This window comes from Arthrobacter terrae (assembly GCF_015708085.1).
GTDB lineage: Bacteria > Actinomycetota > Actinomycetes > Actinomycetales > Micrococcaceae > Arthrobacter_M > Arthrobacter_M terrae.
This window is the reverse complement of record NZ_JADNYM010000009.1, coordinates 42,967-61,643: the sequence shown is the minus strand read 5'-3', so window position 1 is coordinate 61,643 and position 18,677 is coordinate 42,967. Positions and strand designations below refer to the sequence as shown.

The 18,677-nt window shown below is 61.6% G+C and carries 11 protein-coding genes; 8 read left to right on the top strand and 3 right to left on the bottom strand.

All coding sequences use genetic code 11. The features are described 5' to 3' along the window. Positions 1 to 48 precede the first annotated feature (48 nt). A complete protein-coding gene (locus IV500_RS08550) occupies positions 49 to 300 on the bottom strand; it encodes a helix-turn-helix domain-containing protein (protein ID WP_196396382.1) in 252 nt (83 codons plus the stop codon). 247 nt (positions 301 to 547) lie between these two features. Between IV500_RS08550 and IV500_RS08545 the strand changes: the two genes are divergently transcribed. The 4 genes from IV500_RS08545 to IV500_RS08530 are packed head-to-tail and all read left to right on the top strand — an operon-like array spanning position 548 to position 9,092. Further along, positions 548 to 1,282 (top strand): CpaB family protein, encoded by a 735-nt coding sequence (locus tag IV500_RS08545; RefSeq protein ID WP_230854713.1) that lies wholly within the window; start codon positions 548 to 550, stop codon positions 1,280 to 1,282. Beyond that, positions 1,282 to 2,658, top strand: coding sequence for a CpaE/TadZ family protein (locus IV500_RS08540; protein WP_196396460.1), 1,377 nt, complete (start codon positions 1,282 to 1,284; stop codon positions 2,656 to 2,658). Before IV500_RS08545 ends, IV500_RS08540 begins: the two co-directional genes overlap by 1 nt. 57 nt (positions 2,659 to 2,715) lie before the next feature. Beyond that, the gene (locus tag IV500_RS08535; protein ID WP_196396381.1) at positions 2,716 to 7,596 is read left to right on the top strand and encodes an NAD-glutamate dehydrogenase; all 4,881 of its coding nucleotides are present in this window, start codon (positions 2,716 to 2,718) and stop codon (positions 7,594 to 7,596) included. Between the two features lie 5 nt (positions 7,597 to 7,601). Next, positions 7,602 to 9,092 (top strand): sensor histidine kinase, encoded by a 1,491-nt coding sequence (locus IV500_RS08530; protein WP_196396380.1) that lies wholly within the window; start codon positions 7,602 to 7,604, stop codon positions 9,090 to 9,092. Between the two features lie 66 nt (positions 9,093 to 9,158). Here the strand turns inward: IV500_RS08530 and IV500_RS08525 are convergent, their stop codons facing one another. Further along, positions 9,159 to 9,407, bottom strand: a complete 249-nt coding sequence (locus IV500_RS08525) for a WhiB family transcriptional regulator (protein ID WP_196396459.1) — start codon at positions 9,405 to 9,407, stop codon at positions 9,159 to 9,161. 334 nt (positions 9,408 to 9,741) lie between these two features. Here IV500_RS08525 and IV500_RS08520 point away from each other — a divergent pair, with 334 nt between their 5' ends. Further along, complete coding sequence (locus IV500_RS08520; protein ID WP_230854712.1) at positions 9,742 to 10,137, top strand: hypothetical protein; 396 nt, start codon at positions 9,742 to 9,744, stop codon at positions 10,135 to 10,137. Here the strand turns inward: IV500_RS08520 and IV500_RS08515 are convergent. After that, a complete protein-coding gene (locus IV500_RS08515; protein ID WP_196396379.1) occupies positions 10,100 to 14,347 on the bottom strand; it encodes an FtsK/SpoIIIE domain-containing protein in 4,248 nt (1,415 codons plus the stop codon). The two genes, IV500_RS08520 and IV500_RS08515, sit on opposite strands and share 38 nt — an antisense overlap. Positions 14,348 to 14,610: 263 nt before the next feature. Here IV500_RS08515 and glf point away from each other — a divergent pair, with 263 nt between their 5' ends. The 3 genes from glf to IV500_RS08500 are packed head-to-tail and all read left to right on the top strand — an operon-like array spanning position 14,611 to position 18,676. After that, positions 14,611 to 15,795, top strand: a complete 1,185-nt coding sequence (gene glf / locus IV500_RS08510) for a UDP-galactopyranose mutase (protein WP_196396378.1) — start codon at positions 14,611 to 14,613, stop codon at positions 15,793 to 15,795. Beyond that, a complete protein-coding gene (locus IV500_RS08505; RefSeq protein WP_196396377.1) occupies positions 15,792 to 17,801 on the top strand; it encodes a glycosyltransferase in 2,010 nt (669 codons plus the stop codon). Before glf ends, IV500_RS08505 begins: the two co-directional genes overlap by 4 nt. Next, positions 17,798 to 18,676 (top strand): ABC transporter permease, encoded by an 879-nt coding sequence (locus IV500_RS08500; protein WP_196396376.1) that lies wholly within the window; start codon positions 17,798 to 17,800, stop codon positions 18,674 to 18,676. Before IV500_RS08505 ends, IV500_RS08500 begins: the two co-directional genes overlap by 4 nt. The last annotated feature ends 1 nt before the right edge of the window (position 18,677 follow it).

The window sequence follows — 18,677 nt, the reverse complement described above, 5'->3', positions numbered from 1 at the left end:
GGCGCGCATGCTGCGGCAGGATTAGGGAAATTGCGTCAGCCCTGCGCTTCAGATGTCGGCCCGGTCTGCGGAAGTCTTGTTGCCCGGTAGTTGGGCGGCCTTAGATTCTGCCAGTAGTTGCTCTGTTGCCGCGTACCGGCGTTGGATAAAGTCTTCGAATTTAGTCTCTTCCACCCGCCATTGCCCACGTCCGCCAATCTGAATGGCGGCAAGCTCCCCACTGCGTACCAAGGCGTAGGTGGCCGCCGCGGAAAGCTGCAGTTGCTCGGCTACATCGGCAAGAGTCAGGAAGCGTGGCATAGGCCCATCCTGCCACGTTTGGTTATCCTTGACACGTTTATGCACATCCCACTGCAGTTACCCACTCCGCGACGGGCGGGCGCGCGTCCGCTGCGCTTCTGGCGTGACGGAGCGGGAAAAGGTTTTGCACATTATTGGGGTTGGCTCTTTCCTTCTCTGTCGCCAACCACTAGAACTAGGAGCACGATCAAAAAACGCCAGCACAACTCCACCCCGCGGAACCATGACCGCTGGAGGTGCAGCGGTCATGGAAATTACCAGAGAACATTCGGGGGAAGAACAGATGAGCTTTGACGGGGCGGCAAACGGTGGGTCGCCCTACGCAGCTTCTGCCATCGGAGCAACCGATAAAGGGCTGCGTCCAGCAGCGCGGCTGAAGAAGCCGTCCTGGAAGGATCCGCGCCTGCTGGTGGGTATTTTATTGGTGCTGGCATCCATTGCATCGGTGACTGCGCTGGTGGGCAGCGCAGATCAGACGACAGAGGTCTATGCCGCTCGGGACAATATCGTGCTGGGACAAAAAATTACTGCCGCGGAACTGACCATCGTGCGGGTTCGCCTCGGCGATGCGCAGGGACTGTATACGATGGTCTCCGATGCCTTGCCGGCCGGGCAGGTGGCGGTTCGGTTGGTGCCTCGTGGCGAATTGCTGACTAAATCCAGCATGGGAACGCCGGATACATTAGACCGGAAGCCGGCGGTGCTGACCCTGGACGAGGCATTACCGAAGGAGGTCGGGGTCGGCTCCCGCGTGGATGTGTGGGTTTCCCTTCCCAACGGCAAGAACGGTTACGCCGAGCCGTCGCTGCTTCTGCCCGCCGCCGAGGTTGCGCAGCTGACCCCCGCATCATCGGCTTTGGGAGGCACTAAATCCACCGCTCTGCACGTTCTGGTCAGCACGGTGCAGATGCCTAAACTGCTCGGTGCCTTAGCCAACAAGGCGAAGATCGCGGTGGTCTGGAACCCGGCTGGCGGACCATGATGCAGATCCCCGTTGTGACAGTGGGACAGAGCACACAGGACCTCGTCGGCGAACTGGAAAAGCTGCACGGCCCGGTGACGGTGGTGCGGCGCTGCGGCGAGCTCGCGGAGCTGCTAGCGGCCTGCCAAAGCGGCTTGGCGCGCGCCGCCGTCGTCCTCGGTGACGCAACGGAACTCACCGCCACGCTAGTGGACCGGTTATCGGCGGTCGGGGTCGTCGTCGTCGTACTGGCCGACGACGACGAGGCCGCCCGGCTGCGCGGGATTGGCGCCGTTGTGACGGCCTGCAGCACCGACCCGGCGGCACTGGCCGACCGGATAGCGGTGGCAGTTGCCTCGGCCGCGGGTACGTCAAGCGCGGGGGGACCAACGGAGCGCTTCGGAGCACGTGCGCTGAATCGCTTCAGCGGCGATGGATCTTCCGCACCGCCAATGGAGCAACCAGCTCTGCAGCCGGCAGCGCACGGCGTTCCGGCAGCTGATCCCGCGGACGGAACGGAACCTCCTGCCGCGCTACCCGCCACACGCATTCTGGCGGTATGGGGACCGACTGGAGCACCCGGCCGCACGACGGTCGCGATGAACATGGCGGCCGAGCTTGCCGCCTGCGGTATTTCGGTCCTGCTGGTGGATGCCGATAGCTACGGCCCGAGCATCAGCGCAAGCCTTGGCCTGCTGGATGAATCAGCGGGTCTTGCACAGGCGTGCCGCCTCGCGGATCAGGGGCTTCTCACTGCGGAGGGTCTGCGGAACGTGGCGGCATCGGTAGTTTTCGCTGGTGGTCAAATACGTGTGCTGACCGGTCTAACCCGAGCGGACAGATGGCCAGAGCTGCGTTCGGCCGCGCTGGTTGGTGTCCTCGGGCTGTGCCGGGAAGTTGCCGACGTCACGGTGATCGATTGTGGGTTTTGTCTGGAAACGGATGAAGAACTCAGTTTTGACACGGCCGCACCGCGTCGCAATGCGGCCACCCTGCGGTCGCTGGCAGCTGCGGATACTATCTTCGCCGTCGGCGCGGCGGACGCGGTCGGGCTTCCCCGTCTGGTGCGCGGCCTTGCTGAGTTGACTGCACTGCTGCCTCAGGCAGAACTCGTCGTAGCCCTGAACAAGGTCCGTAGCGCTGCCACTGGTAGAGCTCCGGAACGCGCGCTGAAGCTGGCATGGGATCGGTTCGGACCCGAACTGGGGATCGGCCATTTTCTGCCTTGGGATCCCGCCGCCGCTGATAAATCCCTCAACGCCGGTCAGCTTCTCCTTGAGGCCGTGCCGGAGGCAGCGCTGCGTGCTGCCATCGCCGGAATCGTTTGTGCACCCGCCCAGCTCAAGCGCAGATCCGCTGTCGGAAGGACCACAGCACGGACCGGTGTTTCACGCTAGGCTCGAAGCCGGACCGCAATGAGGCGGACTTCACAACTCTCACGGAGGCGTTACTTCATGTCGTCTGGAATCAACTCGGCCGAAACGGTCCTGGATGCAGCGGTGTCAGATCCAGCGGTGCTGGAAGCGTTCAGCGCCGATTATTACCAGCAGCTCGCTGCCGAGGATTCGCAGGCGTACGATCCGCAGACACTGAAGGACCGCGTGCTGGAGCACCGCAGCCTGGCCCATGACCGCTCCCCGGGCGAGGCCAAGGTGCATATCACCTCGGAGACGGAGCGCAGCGTAGTCTACATTGTTACCGACGACATGCCGTTTCTGGTTGACTCGCTCAACGCTGAACTAGTCCGGCAAAACACCGCCATCCGTCTGGTCCTGCACCCGATGTTCGTCGTTACCCGAAACAAAGACACTCATGAGCTTGTCCGCGTTGCACGCGTTCCCTCCCACGTCGGCGTCGCCAGCGGTGATACTGCTGCGATGCCCAACATGTCCCACCTTATTGCCCAGGGCGATAACGCCTCCTTCATGGAATCGTGGATCGCTGTCGAGATCGACCTGGTCGACGACGCCGTCAAAGAGGCCCTGCGCACAGGCCTGACGAAGGTTCTCAGCGATGTCCGGGCCGCGGTAGAGGACTGGCAGCCGATGCGCGAGCGGGCACTGAGCCGGGCCGAGCTGCTGGGGAAAGTGCGCGCCGCGGAGTCCATCGTGGATCTGCGCGAAGCCGAAGATCTGCTGCACTGGATGGACGCCGGCAACTTCACGTTCCTTGGCTACCGGGAATATGACCTGATTCGGGAAGACGGCGAGGACGTCCTCGTCAACAGGGACGGCAGCGGGCTAGGGCTGCTGCGCGATGACCGCGGCAATAAGCACGTCCAGCATCTGACGGACACCGGCCGGCGCAAGGCACGGGAGAAGCGTGCCTTGGTTATCACAAAAGCCAATTCCCGTTCCACCGTTCACCGCGCGGCGTATCTGGACTACATCGGGGTGAAGTCCTTCGACGCGGCGGGCAACGTCAACGGTGAACAGCGGTTCATCGGCCTTTTTGCCTCCACGGTTTACACGGGAAGTGTTCGGAACATTCCGGTTGTGCGGGAGAAAATCGATGCCGTGTTGCGTCACTTCGGCTTTCCGCCGGATTCGCACTCCGGCAAGGACCTGTTCGCGGTGCTGGAGACCTACCCTAGGGATGAGCTCTTCCAGATCGAGGTTGAGGATCTGATCAACACCGCACAAGGGATCCTGCGTCTGCAGGAACGACGCCGCACACGGCTTTTCCTGCGGCCGGACATCTACGGCCGTTTCATGTCCGCTCTGATTTACATCCCGCGGGACCGGTACACCACCGCCGTCCGGCACCGGATTGAAGCGGAGCTGACCAGCACCTTCGACGCCGTGTCCATTGACTTCGAAGCCAGGATGAGCGAATCGGCCCTGGCCCGGCTCTTTTTCCGGATCAGGCTGCCCAAGGGCGAAGAGCTGGGTACCGTGGACGCCGCCGCGTTGGAGCAGCGACTGGTCATGGCGGCGCGGTCCTGGCCGGAGGGCATTAGCGAGGTACTCCGCGGCGCGCACCAACTCGAAAGCGCCAACCGGCTGGCAGCTAAGTGGTCCGACGCGTTCCCCGCCGGATACCGGGTGATTTTCGAGGTCGAAGAGGGGCTGGAGGACATCCGCCGCTTTGAAGAGTTTGATACTGCCTACAAGGCACTGAAGGCAACCGGCGGCGACGTCGGGCATTGTATGCCCGGAACCTACGTCTACATCCCGCAGGGCGGCGAGGCGGACCGGGAGGAGGATGCCCGGATCAAGCTTTATATGGCCGATCCGAAGAGCCTGAGCCAGATCCTGCCTTACTTCCACAACCTGGGACTTGAGGTGTTGGACGAGCGCCCGTTCGAAATCCGGACCGCAGATCAACGGGATTTCTTCTTGTACGATTTGGGCTTGGGGTATCCGAAGGGAATCGACCCGATCGCCACCGCCGGCCTGCTCGCGGAGGCCTTTGGCGCCGCCATCACCGGAGCCAGCGAATCAGATGCCTTCGACCGCTTGGTGCTCCGCGAGGGCATGGGCTGGCGGCAGATAGTCATCTTGCGCAGCTACGCTAAGTACCTGCGCCAAATGGGTAATGCCAACTCCTACGGCTTCGTATCGGACACGCTGCTGGCTAACGCCGGGGTGGCACGTTCCCTGGTGGAGCTTTTTGGCGCAAGCTTTGATCCAGAACTCAGCGCCGAGGCACGTGCCGTTCGGCTGGACCAGGTGCGCACGGAACTGAGCGCAGGACTGGAAAACGTCGCAACCCTCGATGCCGACCGGGTGCTGCGCACGCTGGCGAACCTGATTGAAGCGTCGCTGCGCACCAACTACTTCCAAGACAAGCCGTACCTGAGCATCAAGCTCAACCCCGCCATGATCGACGGGCTGCCCTTCCCTCGGCCGATGTTCGAGATCTGGGTCTACTCGCCCCGGGTTGAAGGCGTGCATCTGCGCTTCGGCAAGGTGGCCCGCGGCGGCTTGCGTTGGTCGGACAGGCGCGAGGATTTCCGGACCGAGGTCCTCGGACTGGTTAAGGCGCAGACGGTCAAGAACGCAGTCATTGTCCCCACCGGCGCCAAGGGCGGGTTCTTCGCCAAGGCATTGCCGGATCCGGCCGTTGACCGTGCGGCGTGGATGGCTGAGGGCGTGGACAGCTACAAGACATTCATCCGCGGTCTGCTCGACATCACCGATAACCTGGTCACCGGCACTGACGGCGAGCAGCTGGTCCCGCCGGAGCGGGTTGTACGGCACGACGACGACGACTCTTACCTCGTTGTCGCGGCCGACAAGGGAACCGCGTCCTTCTCCGACATTGCCAACTCGCTCTCTGCCGAATACGGCTTCTGGCTCGGCGACGCCTTCGCCTCCGGAGGTTCAGTCGGTTACGACCATAAGGCCATGGGCATCACGGCCCGGGGCGCCTGGGAATCCGTGAAGCGACACTTCAGTGAGCTGGACGTGGACACGCAGACCGAGGATTTCACCGTCGTCGGCGTCGGGGACATGTCAGGGGACGTCTTCGGCAACGGGATGCTGCTCTCCGAGCACGTGCGATTGCTCGCGGCCTTTGACCACCGGCATATTTTCCTGGACCCGAATCCAGAGGCCGCCAGCGCCTTTGCTGAGCGCCGTAGGCTCTTTGACCTGCCGCGTTCTTCGTGGGCGGACTACGATTCCTCGCTGATCAGCGAAGGTGGCGGAATCTACCCCCGCCAGGCCAAAACGGTTCCGATCTCCGCTCAGGTGCGCACCGCGCTGGGCCTACCGACAGGAACCACGAAGCTGAGCCCGCCGGAGTTACTACGGGCCATCCTGCTGGCACCGGCTGATCTGCTCTACAACGGTGGCATCGGCACATACATCAAGGCCAGCACGGAAACCCACGCCATGGTGGGGGACAAGGCAAACGACGGAATCCGGGTAGATGGCCGGGACCTGCGCGTCAAGGTGGTCGGTGAGGGTGGAAACCTTGGCATGACTCAGCGCGGGCGCATCGAAGCTGCGCTCGCAGGAGTGATTCTCAATACCGATGCGATCGATAACTCCGCTGGTGTTGACTGCTCTGACCACGAAGTGAACATCAAAATCTTCGTGGACCGCATGGTGGCGGCAGGGAAGCTGGTCCCCGGGGAACGGGCGCAGTTCCTTGCGGACATGACGGACCAGGTCAGCTCTCTGGTGCTCAACGACAATGTGGAGCAGAACATCCTGCTGCTCGTGGACAGGGCGCGCGTGGTCGAGGCCAGCCCCAGCTACGAGCGTCTGATGGACTGGCTGGAAATCTCCGCGGACCTCAAGCGCGACATCGAGGCTTTGCCGTCGACGGCGACGCTGAAGACGAGGCTCGAAAGCGGGCAGGGGCTGACGTCTCCTGAACTTTCGGTTTTGCTGGCCTATGCGAAGATCGAGCTCGCGGGTGCCCTTACAGCCAGCGACCTCGCCGACGATCCTTGGTTCCGCAAAACCCTGCGGAGCTATTTCCCGAGCCAGTTGGCGGAGCGCTTCGATGCCGAGTTGGACAGCCACCCGCTGCGTCGGGAAATCATCGCCACCGTGGTGGCCAATGACATGATCAATATCGGCGGCATCACGTTCGCTTTCCGTGCCATGGAAGAAACCTCCATGAGCGAGGCGGTCATTGCCCGCGCCTTTGTCGCAATGCGGGAGATCTACCAGTTGGACGGCATGCTGGACGCACTCAACGCCCTGCCGCCGTCATTCCCCACCGCGCACTGGACGGGTATTCAGCTGGACATCCGGCGGCTGCTGGATCGAGGGGTCCGCTGGCTTGCCAACCAAGGCACCGATGGTCGCCGGATTGACGACGTCGTTGCTCAGTTCGGCCCCGTAGTGACCGGTTTGCGAAATGGACTTCCCGATTTCCTGGACGGCGTCGACAAGGCACGGATCGAGACGTTACAGGAACGCTCCGATGAGTGGGACGTCCGTGGCGAGTTGGGGCAACGTTGGGCCCAGCTGTTCGAGAGCTTTGCGCTGCTGGATGTTGCCAAGGTTGCAGGCCGGATCGAGGAGCCGGTGGACAATATTGCAGGCGTTTACTTTGCGCTGTACAACCACTTTGGGGTCGACGGAATGCTGGAGCGGATCACAGCATTGCCGCGGGACGACAGGTGGCAGTCGTTGGCGCGTGCGGCGTTGCGTGACGACCTATACGCGACCACGTCGGACATGACCGTTGCCGTGATGAGTGGTACCCAGTCGGGGCTACCCGCTGCGGAGCGGATCGCGCAATGGGAGGCACAGAACGCTGAGCAGCTGGGGCGGGCCCGAAAGATGTTTGACGAGGTCAATCAGCTGGAACAAGATGACATGGCGTCCTTGTCGGTGGCATTGAGGCTCCTGCGCTCCATTGTGCGGCACTAGCGACGATGGCAATCTTCACCGACCCCATCCGGGATCATGCCAATCTGGGCCCGGGAGATTCGGAGTGGCTGCACCTGTTGGTGGGGGACTGGCAGCTCGTGGCGGACCTCGCCTTCGCGGACCTCGCATTGTGGTTTCCGCTTCCGGACGCGGACCCGGCGCACGGTTATGTTGCGTTGGCCCATGTCAGGCCCTCCACCACGCATACCGTGTTCCACTCCGACTTTGTCGGCGACCGGATCCGCAGCGACTTGTCTCCGTTAGTGGCTAAGGCATGGGTCAGCCAGGTCATTGAGCGTTCCGCGGATACAAGCGGTTGGAATACCGAGATTGCAATGCGGGTGGAGGCTGTGCCGATGGTCCGCAACGGCCGCACGCTGGCTGTAGTAACCACGCACATGGATCTTTCCAGTTCGCGGATGCCATCGCGGCTGGAGCTCACCTACCGGCAGTGTGCCTCCGATCTGCTGAGAATGGGCACGCTGGGGCTGTGGCCGGATTTCGCCTCACCGACCGGGTCCCGGCGCGGTGCCCCGCGGGTCGGCGACGGCCTGATCCGACTCGATGCTGAGGGCATTGTGCAGTACGCCAGCCCCAATGGGGTATCGGCTTACCGCCGGTTAGGCGACGTGGAATCGCTGGAGGGCAGATCCCTGGCCGAGGCGACCACGGCGCTGCTGCAGGACCGCCGCATGGTAGACGAAACACTGCCGTTGGTCGTTACCGGACGAATGCCGTGGCGGACCGAGATCGAATCCCGAGGGGTCAGTCTGTCGCTGCGGGCTATCCCGCTGCGCGATGCCAACGAGCGTTTCGGTGCCGTTGTGCTATGCCGCGACGTGTCCGAGCTGCGGCGCCGGGAACAGGAGCTGGTGACCAAGGACGCCACCATCCGGGAAATCCACCACAGGGTTAAGAACAATCTGCAGACCGTGGCCGCACTGCTGCGCATGCAGTCCCGCAGAATGCAAAGCGAGGAAGGCAAGCAGGGGCTGGCCCAGGCCATGCGCCGGGTGGGGACCATTGCCCTCGTGCACGAGACGCTGTCCCAAGGGCTGGCCCAGAGCGTCGATTTTGACGAACTGATCGGACGCCAGTTCCGGCTTTCCGCGGAGGTGGCCTCACCGGCCCAACGGGTCAGCACCGAGCGGGAAGGTGTTTTCGGCGAATTGCCCAGTGATTTTGCAACGCCGCTTGCCTTGGTGATCAACGAACTAGTCACCAATGCGGTGGAGCACGGGTTACAGGACAGGGAGGGCACCGTATGGCTCAAAGCCAACCGGAGTATCAGCGATGACGGCGATGAAATTCTCAACGTACAGGTATCTGACGACGGAGTGGGGCTTCCGTCGGGACCATACAGTGAGGGCTTGGGGCTGCAGATTGTCCGCACCCTGGTGACCAGCGAACTCGGCGGGTCCATTCGCTGGTCGTCCCGATCAGGTGGAGGCACCACGGTGGAGCTTGAAATGGCCCTGATCAGCCGCGGGGCCTGATCCTGGCCCAGACCGGGCCGCGGCTTTCAGGAATTGGGCCAAGCCCGCCGGCTGCCGCGCGAATACCTAGCTGGCGCGGCGGGCCCGCGCAGCGCGGCGCTTGAGAGCGCGGCGTTCGTCTTCGCTCATGCCACCCCATACGCCAGCATCCTGGCCGGACTCCAGAGCCCACTGAAGACAGGTGTCCATGACCTGGCAGCGACGGCATACACTTTTCGCTTCCTCGATCTGGAGCAGCGCGGGGCCGGTGTTTCCGACCGGGAAAAACAGCTCCGGGTCTTTGTCGAGGCAGGCGGCGCGATTGCGCCAGTCCATGCTGATCACTTTTCTCCTTCTAATACGGGGGCGGCAGACTTTGTGAAAACATTCACGTGCAGCCGCATAAGAAAGGGGCCCCTCGGGCCCCCTTGGTCACTTAGACAAGCGTGTCATGTTAATCCAGCGTAAACAAGAGGTTAGCGACCTTAAAACGGCGTTGGGACGTGAGCGATGCATCACACCGGGCCGCGGATCTGAAGCTTCCCGGCGGCCTCAAGCCAAGTTTCTCAGGTAAGGTGCCCTTGTGCCAATACCTGCTGCCAATGAACCTCCTCGGCCCGGCGACACGCCTGAGGAGCCGGCAAATTCGTCTCCTGACCGGGGGGCCGGCTTGAGCCGGCCGGCCGGAGTCGTCGTCTGCGCTGCTGTGCTGCTGCTGGAGTCCCTTGCCCTGCTGGTCATCGGGGCTTTGTATGTAGTGAACCTGCTGACGTCCGCTCCGCTCTCACTGGGAGGTTCGATTTTCATGGCGGTACTGCTGTTCGCCCTGGGTGTAGGCCTGTTGGCCGTGGGCGGCAATCTTTACCGTGGATACCGATGGACCCGTGCGGCCGCTTTTGTCTGGCAATTACTGATGCTAACCATCGCGGTCCCGACCTTGCTCAGCGGGCTGGCCCTGCCCGGGTTGCTCATGCTGATTCCTCCACTGGCGGTCCTGGTATTGCTCTTCAGCCCTAGAGTCGTCGCGTTTACTCTGCGCTCCGGTGGCGGCCCACCCGCCCTGTAGCTCGGGACCGCCCTTTGTCTGGGGGCAGTGCTGTGTCTGGGGGCAGTGCTGTAGTCGTGGGACGTACTGTGTCTGTGGGAAGCACCGTCGTTGCAGGCGTCGCCCTCGTCGCAGCGGTCGGCAACGTGACCGGTTGTTTTCCTGCTGAGATCCGCGGGAGCTGCAGCCACCTGGTACTGCCATGGTCAATCAGTACGGCCCGTCCGGTCGGCAGATGTCCGTCAGCGTCCAATCGGCAGTTGAAGAAGTCGCCATCGGCCGGACGCCGTGGGGCCAGGACCAGCCCGATGCCGCGATTCCTGGCGACCGAGGCAAGCTGGAACCTGCCCGCGCCTGGCGAGCGGGAGTCGACAGCGGCAACGACCACTGCCCCGGCAGCGTGCAAACAAAGGGCCATATCCTGAACCTCGGTGCTCAGGCCTTCTGCATCGTCGATGAGCAGCACCAGAATCCGTCCGTTGGCAGCACTCCTTTCGACGAGCGTCAGGCAGTTCGATGACGCTGCGCTGTCGGAGCTGAGTTGCTGCCCCAGATGATGCCAATCAAAGTAGACGGGATTCAGCGCCGCGAGGGTTGCCAGCAGAGTGGTTTTTCCGCTCCGGGGCGGACCTATCACGAGTAAGACAGATCCCGGATCGAGCCGAACGTACGTCGGATCATGGTTGTCGCCGCCGAGCCCCAGCAGAATTTGTGCCGAATCAGAAGCAGGGTCATGACCGGGATCCGGGCATTTAACGGGCCCGCTTGTTGACGTGGCGTGCGCCCGGACGAGGACCTCGCTAACGGTAAGTTCCGAGGGGAGAGCGCGAACCGTGAACGGTGGTTTCCCTTGCAGCGTTTCTTGGTCGCTGGTACGCGGCTCGGGGTCGAGGAGAGCCAGCTGCGCAGAAAGAATGCCTGAATTCAGGGCGCCCGCAGCGCAAGCGGAGTCGTCGGCGATAGTTCCGCTCACGAGTACTCGCCCCGGATAGCGGGGTACCAGCGGCAATCTGGGCCAGGACACCGTGGATTCCGCACTGGCGCCCAACGGGAAAAAGATCCTGTTGGGGATACCCGCAATGAACCTGGCCGTCACGAGTTCCCGTTCGCCGCTGATCAGTAACACCGCCGCGGATTTGCCACCGCCACGGACCACGTCCGCAAGCAGGTCCTCACACCAGGGCCAAGGGGAGGATCGGATGACGGAAAGCCAGCGCCCCCATCCTGATATGACGAGGACCAGCAGGGGCGTCCCTTCCTCCGGCTCGTCGGAGCGGTCCGCGAACAGCTGGAACAGGCGTGCCGCAGAGCGCAGATCGGCAGGCTGCAGATAAGCACCGACGCCAGAATGATCGGCCAAGGAGGCAAGCGAGCCATCTCCATCGAGGCAGTACAACCAGGCAGGCAAACTATGGTGCTGCGGCAGTTGCTCTGCCAGGAGCCGGCAAAGGTCAGCCCGGGCGCCAGAGGCAGGACCAATCAGAGCAAGATGGGATTGCCTCCGTGGAACCCACGTCAGCGGCAGCACGCATTGCCGTTCCGGCACGTCCAAGAGTCCTAGGGAGAGCTCTCCGGGGGCCGCTCCTGCCAGTTCTTTGGCTGTCAGCGCCTGAGGTAATTCCGGTGCCAGTGCTGGGGGAGGCAGTTTGTCCCCGGACAGGATATGGGCAGCGCCAAGGAGGCGGCTCCATTCGCGGGCAGCATCTGCGGAATCGGTCTCTGGTCTAGCCAATGGGGCCTCCTGCGCTGCCACCCGGCTCGTTCGAATAACCGGATCCGCGTCGCGGCTCTGAGCTGTCCCCAACACTGCCGCCTGAAATTCAACAGGGAGCTCTCCTCCGCGGCTTATAAATGCCCGTCCCGGCGACGAGATAAGGATACCGGCGGCCACGGGGGTTCCGATAACATCCAGGGATTCGTATCCTGATTGCACCCGCAGGCAGATGCTGGTGGTGACATTTGCGCGGATGTCGGCCGAGATGGCACCCTGCGGCCGCTGCGTGGCCAGCACCAAATGAATTCCCAGCGAACGGCCGGTCGCGGCAATCCGCATCAGTTCGGACAAAGCATCCGGGGCCTGTTCCACCAGCATCCTGAACTCGTCAACAACGATCACCAACTGCGGAACCGGTCGGCATGGCAGGGACGTTACAGCCGCCGGGGCTGCGGCCGTGTAGCTGCGGATATCCTGCGCTCCGGTCTGGCTGAACAGGTCCTCTCGCCTGCGGGACTCGGCCCGCATCGACGCCAACACCCGGTGTAGGCCGTGGCCGGAGATATCCGTAACGAGTCCGGCGCAATGCGGCAACTCAGCGAGTGGACCCAGGCCCGATCCGCCCTTGAAATCGAGGAAAAGCAGCTGCAGTGCCGACGGCGGGTGGATCGCGGCCAGACTGGCCACCAGCGTACGCAGCAGCTCGGATTTCCCCGATCCGGTAGTGCCCGCGACCAGTAAATGCGGCCCATCACGCTCCAGGTCAAGCAGCAAAGGACCACGGTCTGCAGCGCCGATCACAATGGGAGCCAAGGCGGCAGCACTGCTTTGCCGCCAAATGTCCAGGACTCCTTCCGGCGTTGTGAGCCCCGGCAACGCGAAAGCGTCAGGAATGCCGTGGATGCCATCTTCCGGAACTGCTTCGTGTGAAGAGCATGCAGCTCCTCGTCGACGGGCGAACCGTTCGAAAGTCACTGCGCTGACCAGATCCGGGACAAACCGTGAGCCATCCAGCAGCCCCTGCACGCCGTCAGCGGACGCCGTGAGGCGGATCCGGCTGCCCGTTGTTCGTTGTTCTCCTGCCGATTCCGACCCGGTGGAAACAGGCGGCCCTGCGGCGTTTCCCAGAATCAGCTCCACGGCCGCATACCGGTGGACGTCGCAAGCAGCCGGCGGTACACCGTTTTCCGTTCCCCCGGCTGCGGCGGCCACCGGGACTGCGGTCCGCACCACAGCGGCCGGCCCGGGAAGACACAGCTGTACAGACACTGTCGCGGGGTTGGTGGTCAGCACAACATTGGGCAAAAAACGGGCCGCCCACGGCAGCGTGTCGACGGGACCAAACACCACGGTCCGTACACCGGCTGAGTCGAGCTGCATGAGCAGGTATCTGAGCAGCCCGTTCACGCATTCACGCGGACCCGAAATTACCAGCCCTCGCTTCGAAGCCGCTGCTGGGACGGATTTTTCCCAGCACACGAGCACCGGCAAACCGGACACCAGCGGCGGAAGAAAGTTCTCATCCGCCGGCACCGCGACAAGGTTCGCCGGCAGTTTTGCCGTTCCCACCCGGAGGTACACAAGAGAACCCGTGCTTACGCTTGCCCCAGCGCGTCTCCAAGCGCCGTCGTCGTCGTCCTGGCCTACCGGAAGGAGTCCCAGCCGAAGTACCAGGTCCGCAGCCGACGGGTAGTCCGCAAGCCGGCGTCGGCAGTCTGCCTTAACCGCAGAGGCCAACTCGGAGCGGAAGGCCTTGCGGCGGCGGCCCCCTAAAAGGGGAAGCCAGACGCTGATGGCCGACATCAAGGCAAAGGCCATAAACATCCACTGACCCGTCCACAGGGCCAAGCCGATCCCCAACAAAAGCGGCATTCCGCCCGTGACCGCCAGCGACCAGGTACGGCCTGCCCGCTGCTGTGTCCGCCGGACGGGCAGGGGAACCTGGCACTCACCACCGGGATACGGAAGCTCTTCTGGATCCGGAACGAAAGCCAGCCGCATCCTGGTGGAACCGAAATCGATGGTTTTGCCGACGGTGATCACCCCGCTGCGCAGCCGCCTTCCAGCCACTCGAAACTCATTATAGCCAGCCGGACAGCGCAGCGAAATCACGTGCTCGCCCACCTCCAGTACGGCTTGAATCCTGGATAGTGCAGGATCCCGGATGCTGATTTCCACACGTCCGCGGCCGATCCTGTACCGGCCGCGGCTGAGGGCAAAGACGGCACCAGAATCCGGTCCGGCCAACACCTCGAGCACCAGTGACGGGTACTTGCGTTCGACGGTCGTCCCGATGGAACCGGCAACGATAACTCCCCCGCTGATCAGCGGGGGAGTACCAACGGTCAGGTCCGCCAGCGGCCGGCCGTTCAGTGAGAATGTAGTCTCCGACCAGCGGCGGGTGAAGTCATCGTCGATGACGGTGCCGCTGCTTCCCCGTGGGACGTCAACGGAAAGTTCGACGGGTTCCGCGATGTTACAACCGGGTGCTGCCACCACGCTCAGCTCGAGTCTCATGGCCGGTTCATACCTCCTGGTTGGCCCTGTGGCCGTCCTTAACGGTAGAAGGAGCCGGGCGCGTCAGGGGGGTCACAGTTGTAATTGTGGCAATCGCTGCGGCGTCGGATGGGTGTGGAGGACTGGCAGCAATCCGAACCCGGACTGCACCCGGAACGACGGGGAACATAACCGGGCAATGGGTGGGGAACCCGCGAATCGGGTAACCTTGGCGTGTAGACGTGGGCACTATTGTGTCCGCACGCATATACACAGGAGAGTTTGTGAACGCTGATCTCGTCATTGTCGGCTCGGGTTTCTTTGGCCTGACCATCGCGGAACGCGCCGCCACCGAGCTGGGCTTGAAGGTCGCTGTACTGGACCGCAGGCACCATATCGGCGGCAATGCCTACAGCGAGAAGGAAGCGCAGACAGGAATCGAGGTGCACCGCTACGGAGCACACCTCTTCCACACCTCCAACGAACGCGTGTGGGAGTACGTGAACCGTTTTACGCAGTTCACGAATTACCAGCACAAGGTCTACACAAGCCATAACGGCGAGGTATACCAAATGCCTATCAACCTCGGCACCATCAACCAGTTCTTCCGTGCGTCGATGGGGCCTGCCGAAGCGCGGGCATTGATCCAGGAGCAGGCAGGTGAGCTGGCCGGCACGGATCCGCAGAACCTCAATGACAAGGGCATTCAGCTGATCGGGCGGCCGCTCTACGAGGCCTTCATCAAGCACTACACGGGCAAGCAGTGGCAGACGGATCCCAAGGACCTGCCGGCGGAGATCATTTCCCGGCTGCCCGTCCGTTACAACTACGACAACCGCTACTTCAACGACGCGCACGAGGGCCTGCCGGTGGATGGATACACCGCCTGGATCGAACGGATGGCCGACCACCCAAACATCGAGGTTGTCCTGAATACCGACTTTTTCGACGACGGCGAGTTCGGCCGGTCGACAGTGTTGGGCCAGGTGCCGGTCGTCTACACTGGGCCGGTGGATCGCTACTTCGACTACGCCGAAGGCGACCTCTCCTGGCGCACCATCGACTTGGAGGAGGAAGTGCTCCCGACTGAGGATTTCCAGGGCTGTGCGGTCATGAACTACCCCGACGACGGCGTGCCCTACACCCGTATCCATGAGTTCCGGCACTTCCACCCGGAGCGGGACTACACCAAGGACGCCACCGTCATCATGCGCGAGTTCTCCCGGTTCGCGCAGAAGGGCGACGAGCCATATTATCCTGTCAACACTTCAGAGGACCGGGCTAAACTGCTCGCGTACCGCGACTTGGCGAAGGATGAAAAGTCCGTGCTGTTCGGCGGCAGGCTGGGAACCTACAAATATTTGGACATGCACATGGCGATTGGCTCTGCGCTGAACATGTTTGACAACAAGATCAAGCCGCATTTTACCGGCGGAGCGAAGCTGGAAAGCGGAGGAGTGGACGCATGAGCGTTGAAGCAAAGGCTGAAAACGAGACGGTTGAGGATCTGCAGAAGAATTGGCGGATCCTGCAGCGGGTAATCCTGCCCAGCCAGAGCCAGATGGACACGGTGCCGCTGTATATGGACAGTGGCAGCGCCACTGGGGTACAGCTGCCCACGATGGGGCAAGACCCTTACGGGTCGCCGCGACCGCAGTCGGCTAACGGCGCCGGAACGGAGGTTCATGTTGAAGACTTTCTTTCCCGTCGGTCTACTTCGGTCCGCTCTGGGGAACGGGTCTCCTTCGGAACGTACTTCAACGCTTTCCCCGCCAGCTACTGGCGCCGTTGGACAACCGTTAATAGCGTTCGATTGTCCGTAAAGACGTCCGGTATCGGAGCTGTTATTGTCTACAAATCCAATGCCCGCGGTTCCCTACAGCGCGTGGATACCCGACGGGTGGACGGCCACGCCACCAACACATTTGATCTGACGCTGACGCCGTTCGGCGACGGCGGCTGGTACTGGTTTGACTTGGTGGCCGGCTCGGAGCCACTGGTGCTGAAGGAAGCCCAGTGGCAGAGCGAGGGGGAGGCAAAGCGCGCGGGTTCAGTAACTCTCGAAATCACCACGCTGAACAAAACCGATTTTTGCATGAATAACTTGCGTCTATTGTCGGAGCATCCCGAAGCACTGGAAAACGTCAAGGAAGTTATTCTTGTCGATCAGGGCACGCAAAAGGTGGAAGATGCAGATGGTTTTGAGGATGTAGCCGCAGCCTTGGGCGGAAAGCTGCGCGTCATCAATCAGGGCAACATCGGCGGCTCCGGTGGCTTCTCGCGGGGCATGTATGAGGCGGTAGAGAACGGTAGCGACTACGCTCTTCTGATGGACGACGACATCGTCGTTGAACCTGAAAGTATCGTTCGGCTGCTGACCTTCGCGGACCTTTGCAAGACGCCAAGCATCGTGGGTGGGCACATGTTCGATCTCTACAACAGGACTGTTCTGCACACATTCGGTGAGATCGTGAATCCTTATCGTTTCCAGCCTGCGCTGCCGCACGAAGACATGATCCTCGGTCACGATTTCATGCGATCTAACCTGCGTCATACTTCGTGGCTACACCGACGTTGCGACGTGGACTACAACGGTTGGTGGATGTGCATGATCCCCACGAAGGTTATCCGTGAAATTGGGCTGTCGCTGCCCATTTTTATCAAATGGGACGACGCAGAATACGGGTTGCGGGCCAAGGAAGCCGGATTCCCGACGGTGTCGTTGCCTGGCGCAGCAGTCTGGCACGTCTCCTGGATCGACAAGGATGACCTTGTCGGTTGGCAGGCGTACTTTCACGCGCGGAACCGGATTATCACTGCCCTCATCCACAGTCCCTACGAACATGGCGGGCGGGTAGTGAGGGAGTCCAACTACAACGACATCAAGCACTTGGTATCGATGCAGTACGCCACCGGTCGAGGGCGGAACATGGCGTTAGAGGATCTGCTTGCAGGGCCGGAACACCTGCACGCATTACTTCCCGAAAAGCTGCCCGAAATTCGAGAAATGATGAAAGGCTATTCCGATTCACAGTTTGCGGCTGAACCGGATTCTTACCCGACCCCGAAGATGGCGAAACCGCCTCGGCACGGGCACGGCGTCCGTCAACCTTCAAAGATGTCATTGCTCCCTTGGGCTGCGAAAACCATAGTCCGCCAACTGACAAAACCCGTAACGGCGTTGAGCATGGAACGGCCGCAGACCAGCGTTGCGCACCAGGATAACCGCTGGTGGCGAATGTCTCAGTTCGACAGTGCTGTAGTCACCAATGCTGAGGGAACCGGAGCCTCCTGGTACAAGAGGGATCCCAAGCAATTAAGGGAGATGCTCGCTGAGAGTGCGAGGTTGCATGCCGTCCTCTTGCGCGATTGGCAGAAGCTCAGTGCCGAATACAAGGCAGCCTTGCCCGCGATAACCTCCTTCGAGGAGTGGAAGAAGACGTTTGACGCCCATAGCGAGAATCAAAGCCAATGAGTTCCAACGTTGATTCGCTGGTCAAGCCCGGATTGGGCGGTGGTCTTGGGGACGTATTTCGGTCACGATTTCTCCTCAAGCTTCTGGTTCGTAAGGAACTAAAAGTCAGATACCGCGGATCGGTTCTGGGTCTGTTGTGGTCCTATGTTAAGCCCGGAGTTCAGTTCATAGTTTTCTACATAGCACTTGGTGTTTTTCTTGGTTTGGAGAAAAGCCCGAGGAATCCGGGTGGCCTACCAAATTACGCCGTCTATTTATTCTCGGGTATCGTGTTGATTAACTTCTTCACCGAGGCACTGGGTAATGCCGCGCGTTCCATTGTCGGTAACGGTGGCCTAATCAAAAAGATTTATCTCCCCCGAGAGCTTTTTCCCGTCGCGTCCGTATGGGTTTCGGCAGTGCACTTCTTTCCCCAATTGGTGGTCTTGGTCGCAGCCTGTTTTGTGGCGGGATGGCATCCCAACGTGATCCAGCTGGGAGCGGCAGTTTGCGGCTTCATAATCGTGGCATTGCTTGCCACTGGGCTGGGCTTGCTATTTGGAGCAATCAACGTCTACTTCAGGGACTCAGAAAACTTCGTGGATATGCTCCTGATGATTGCGACTTGGGCATCACCGGTGATGTATGCATCGACCATGGTCCAAAGTAAACTTGGTGAAGGGTGGTATAACGTCTACCAGACGAATCCCATCACAATTGCAGTCGAGGCGTTCCACTATACTTTCTGGCTTCCGACGACGGACGGCAGCGCGGGCATCCCGCCACATCTTCTCTCATTTTGGATACCACTGGGCATAGTTGTTTCCATAGCAGTCCTACTTCTCGGGCAGCTGACTTTTCGCCGCCTTGAGGGCCGCTTTGCCCAGGAGCTCTGAT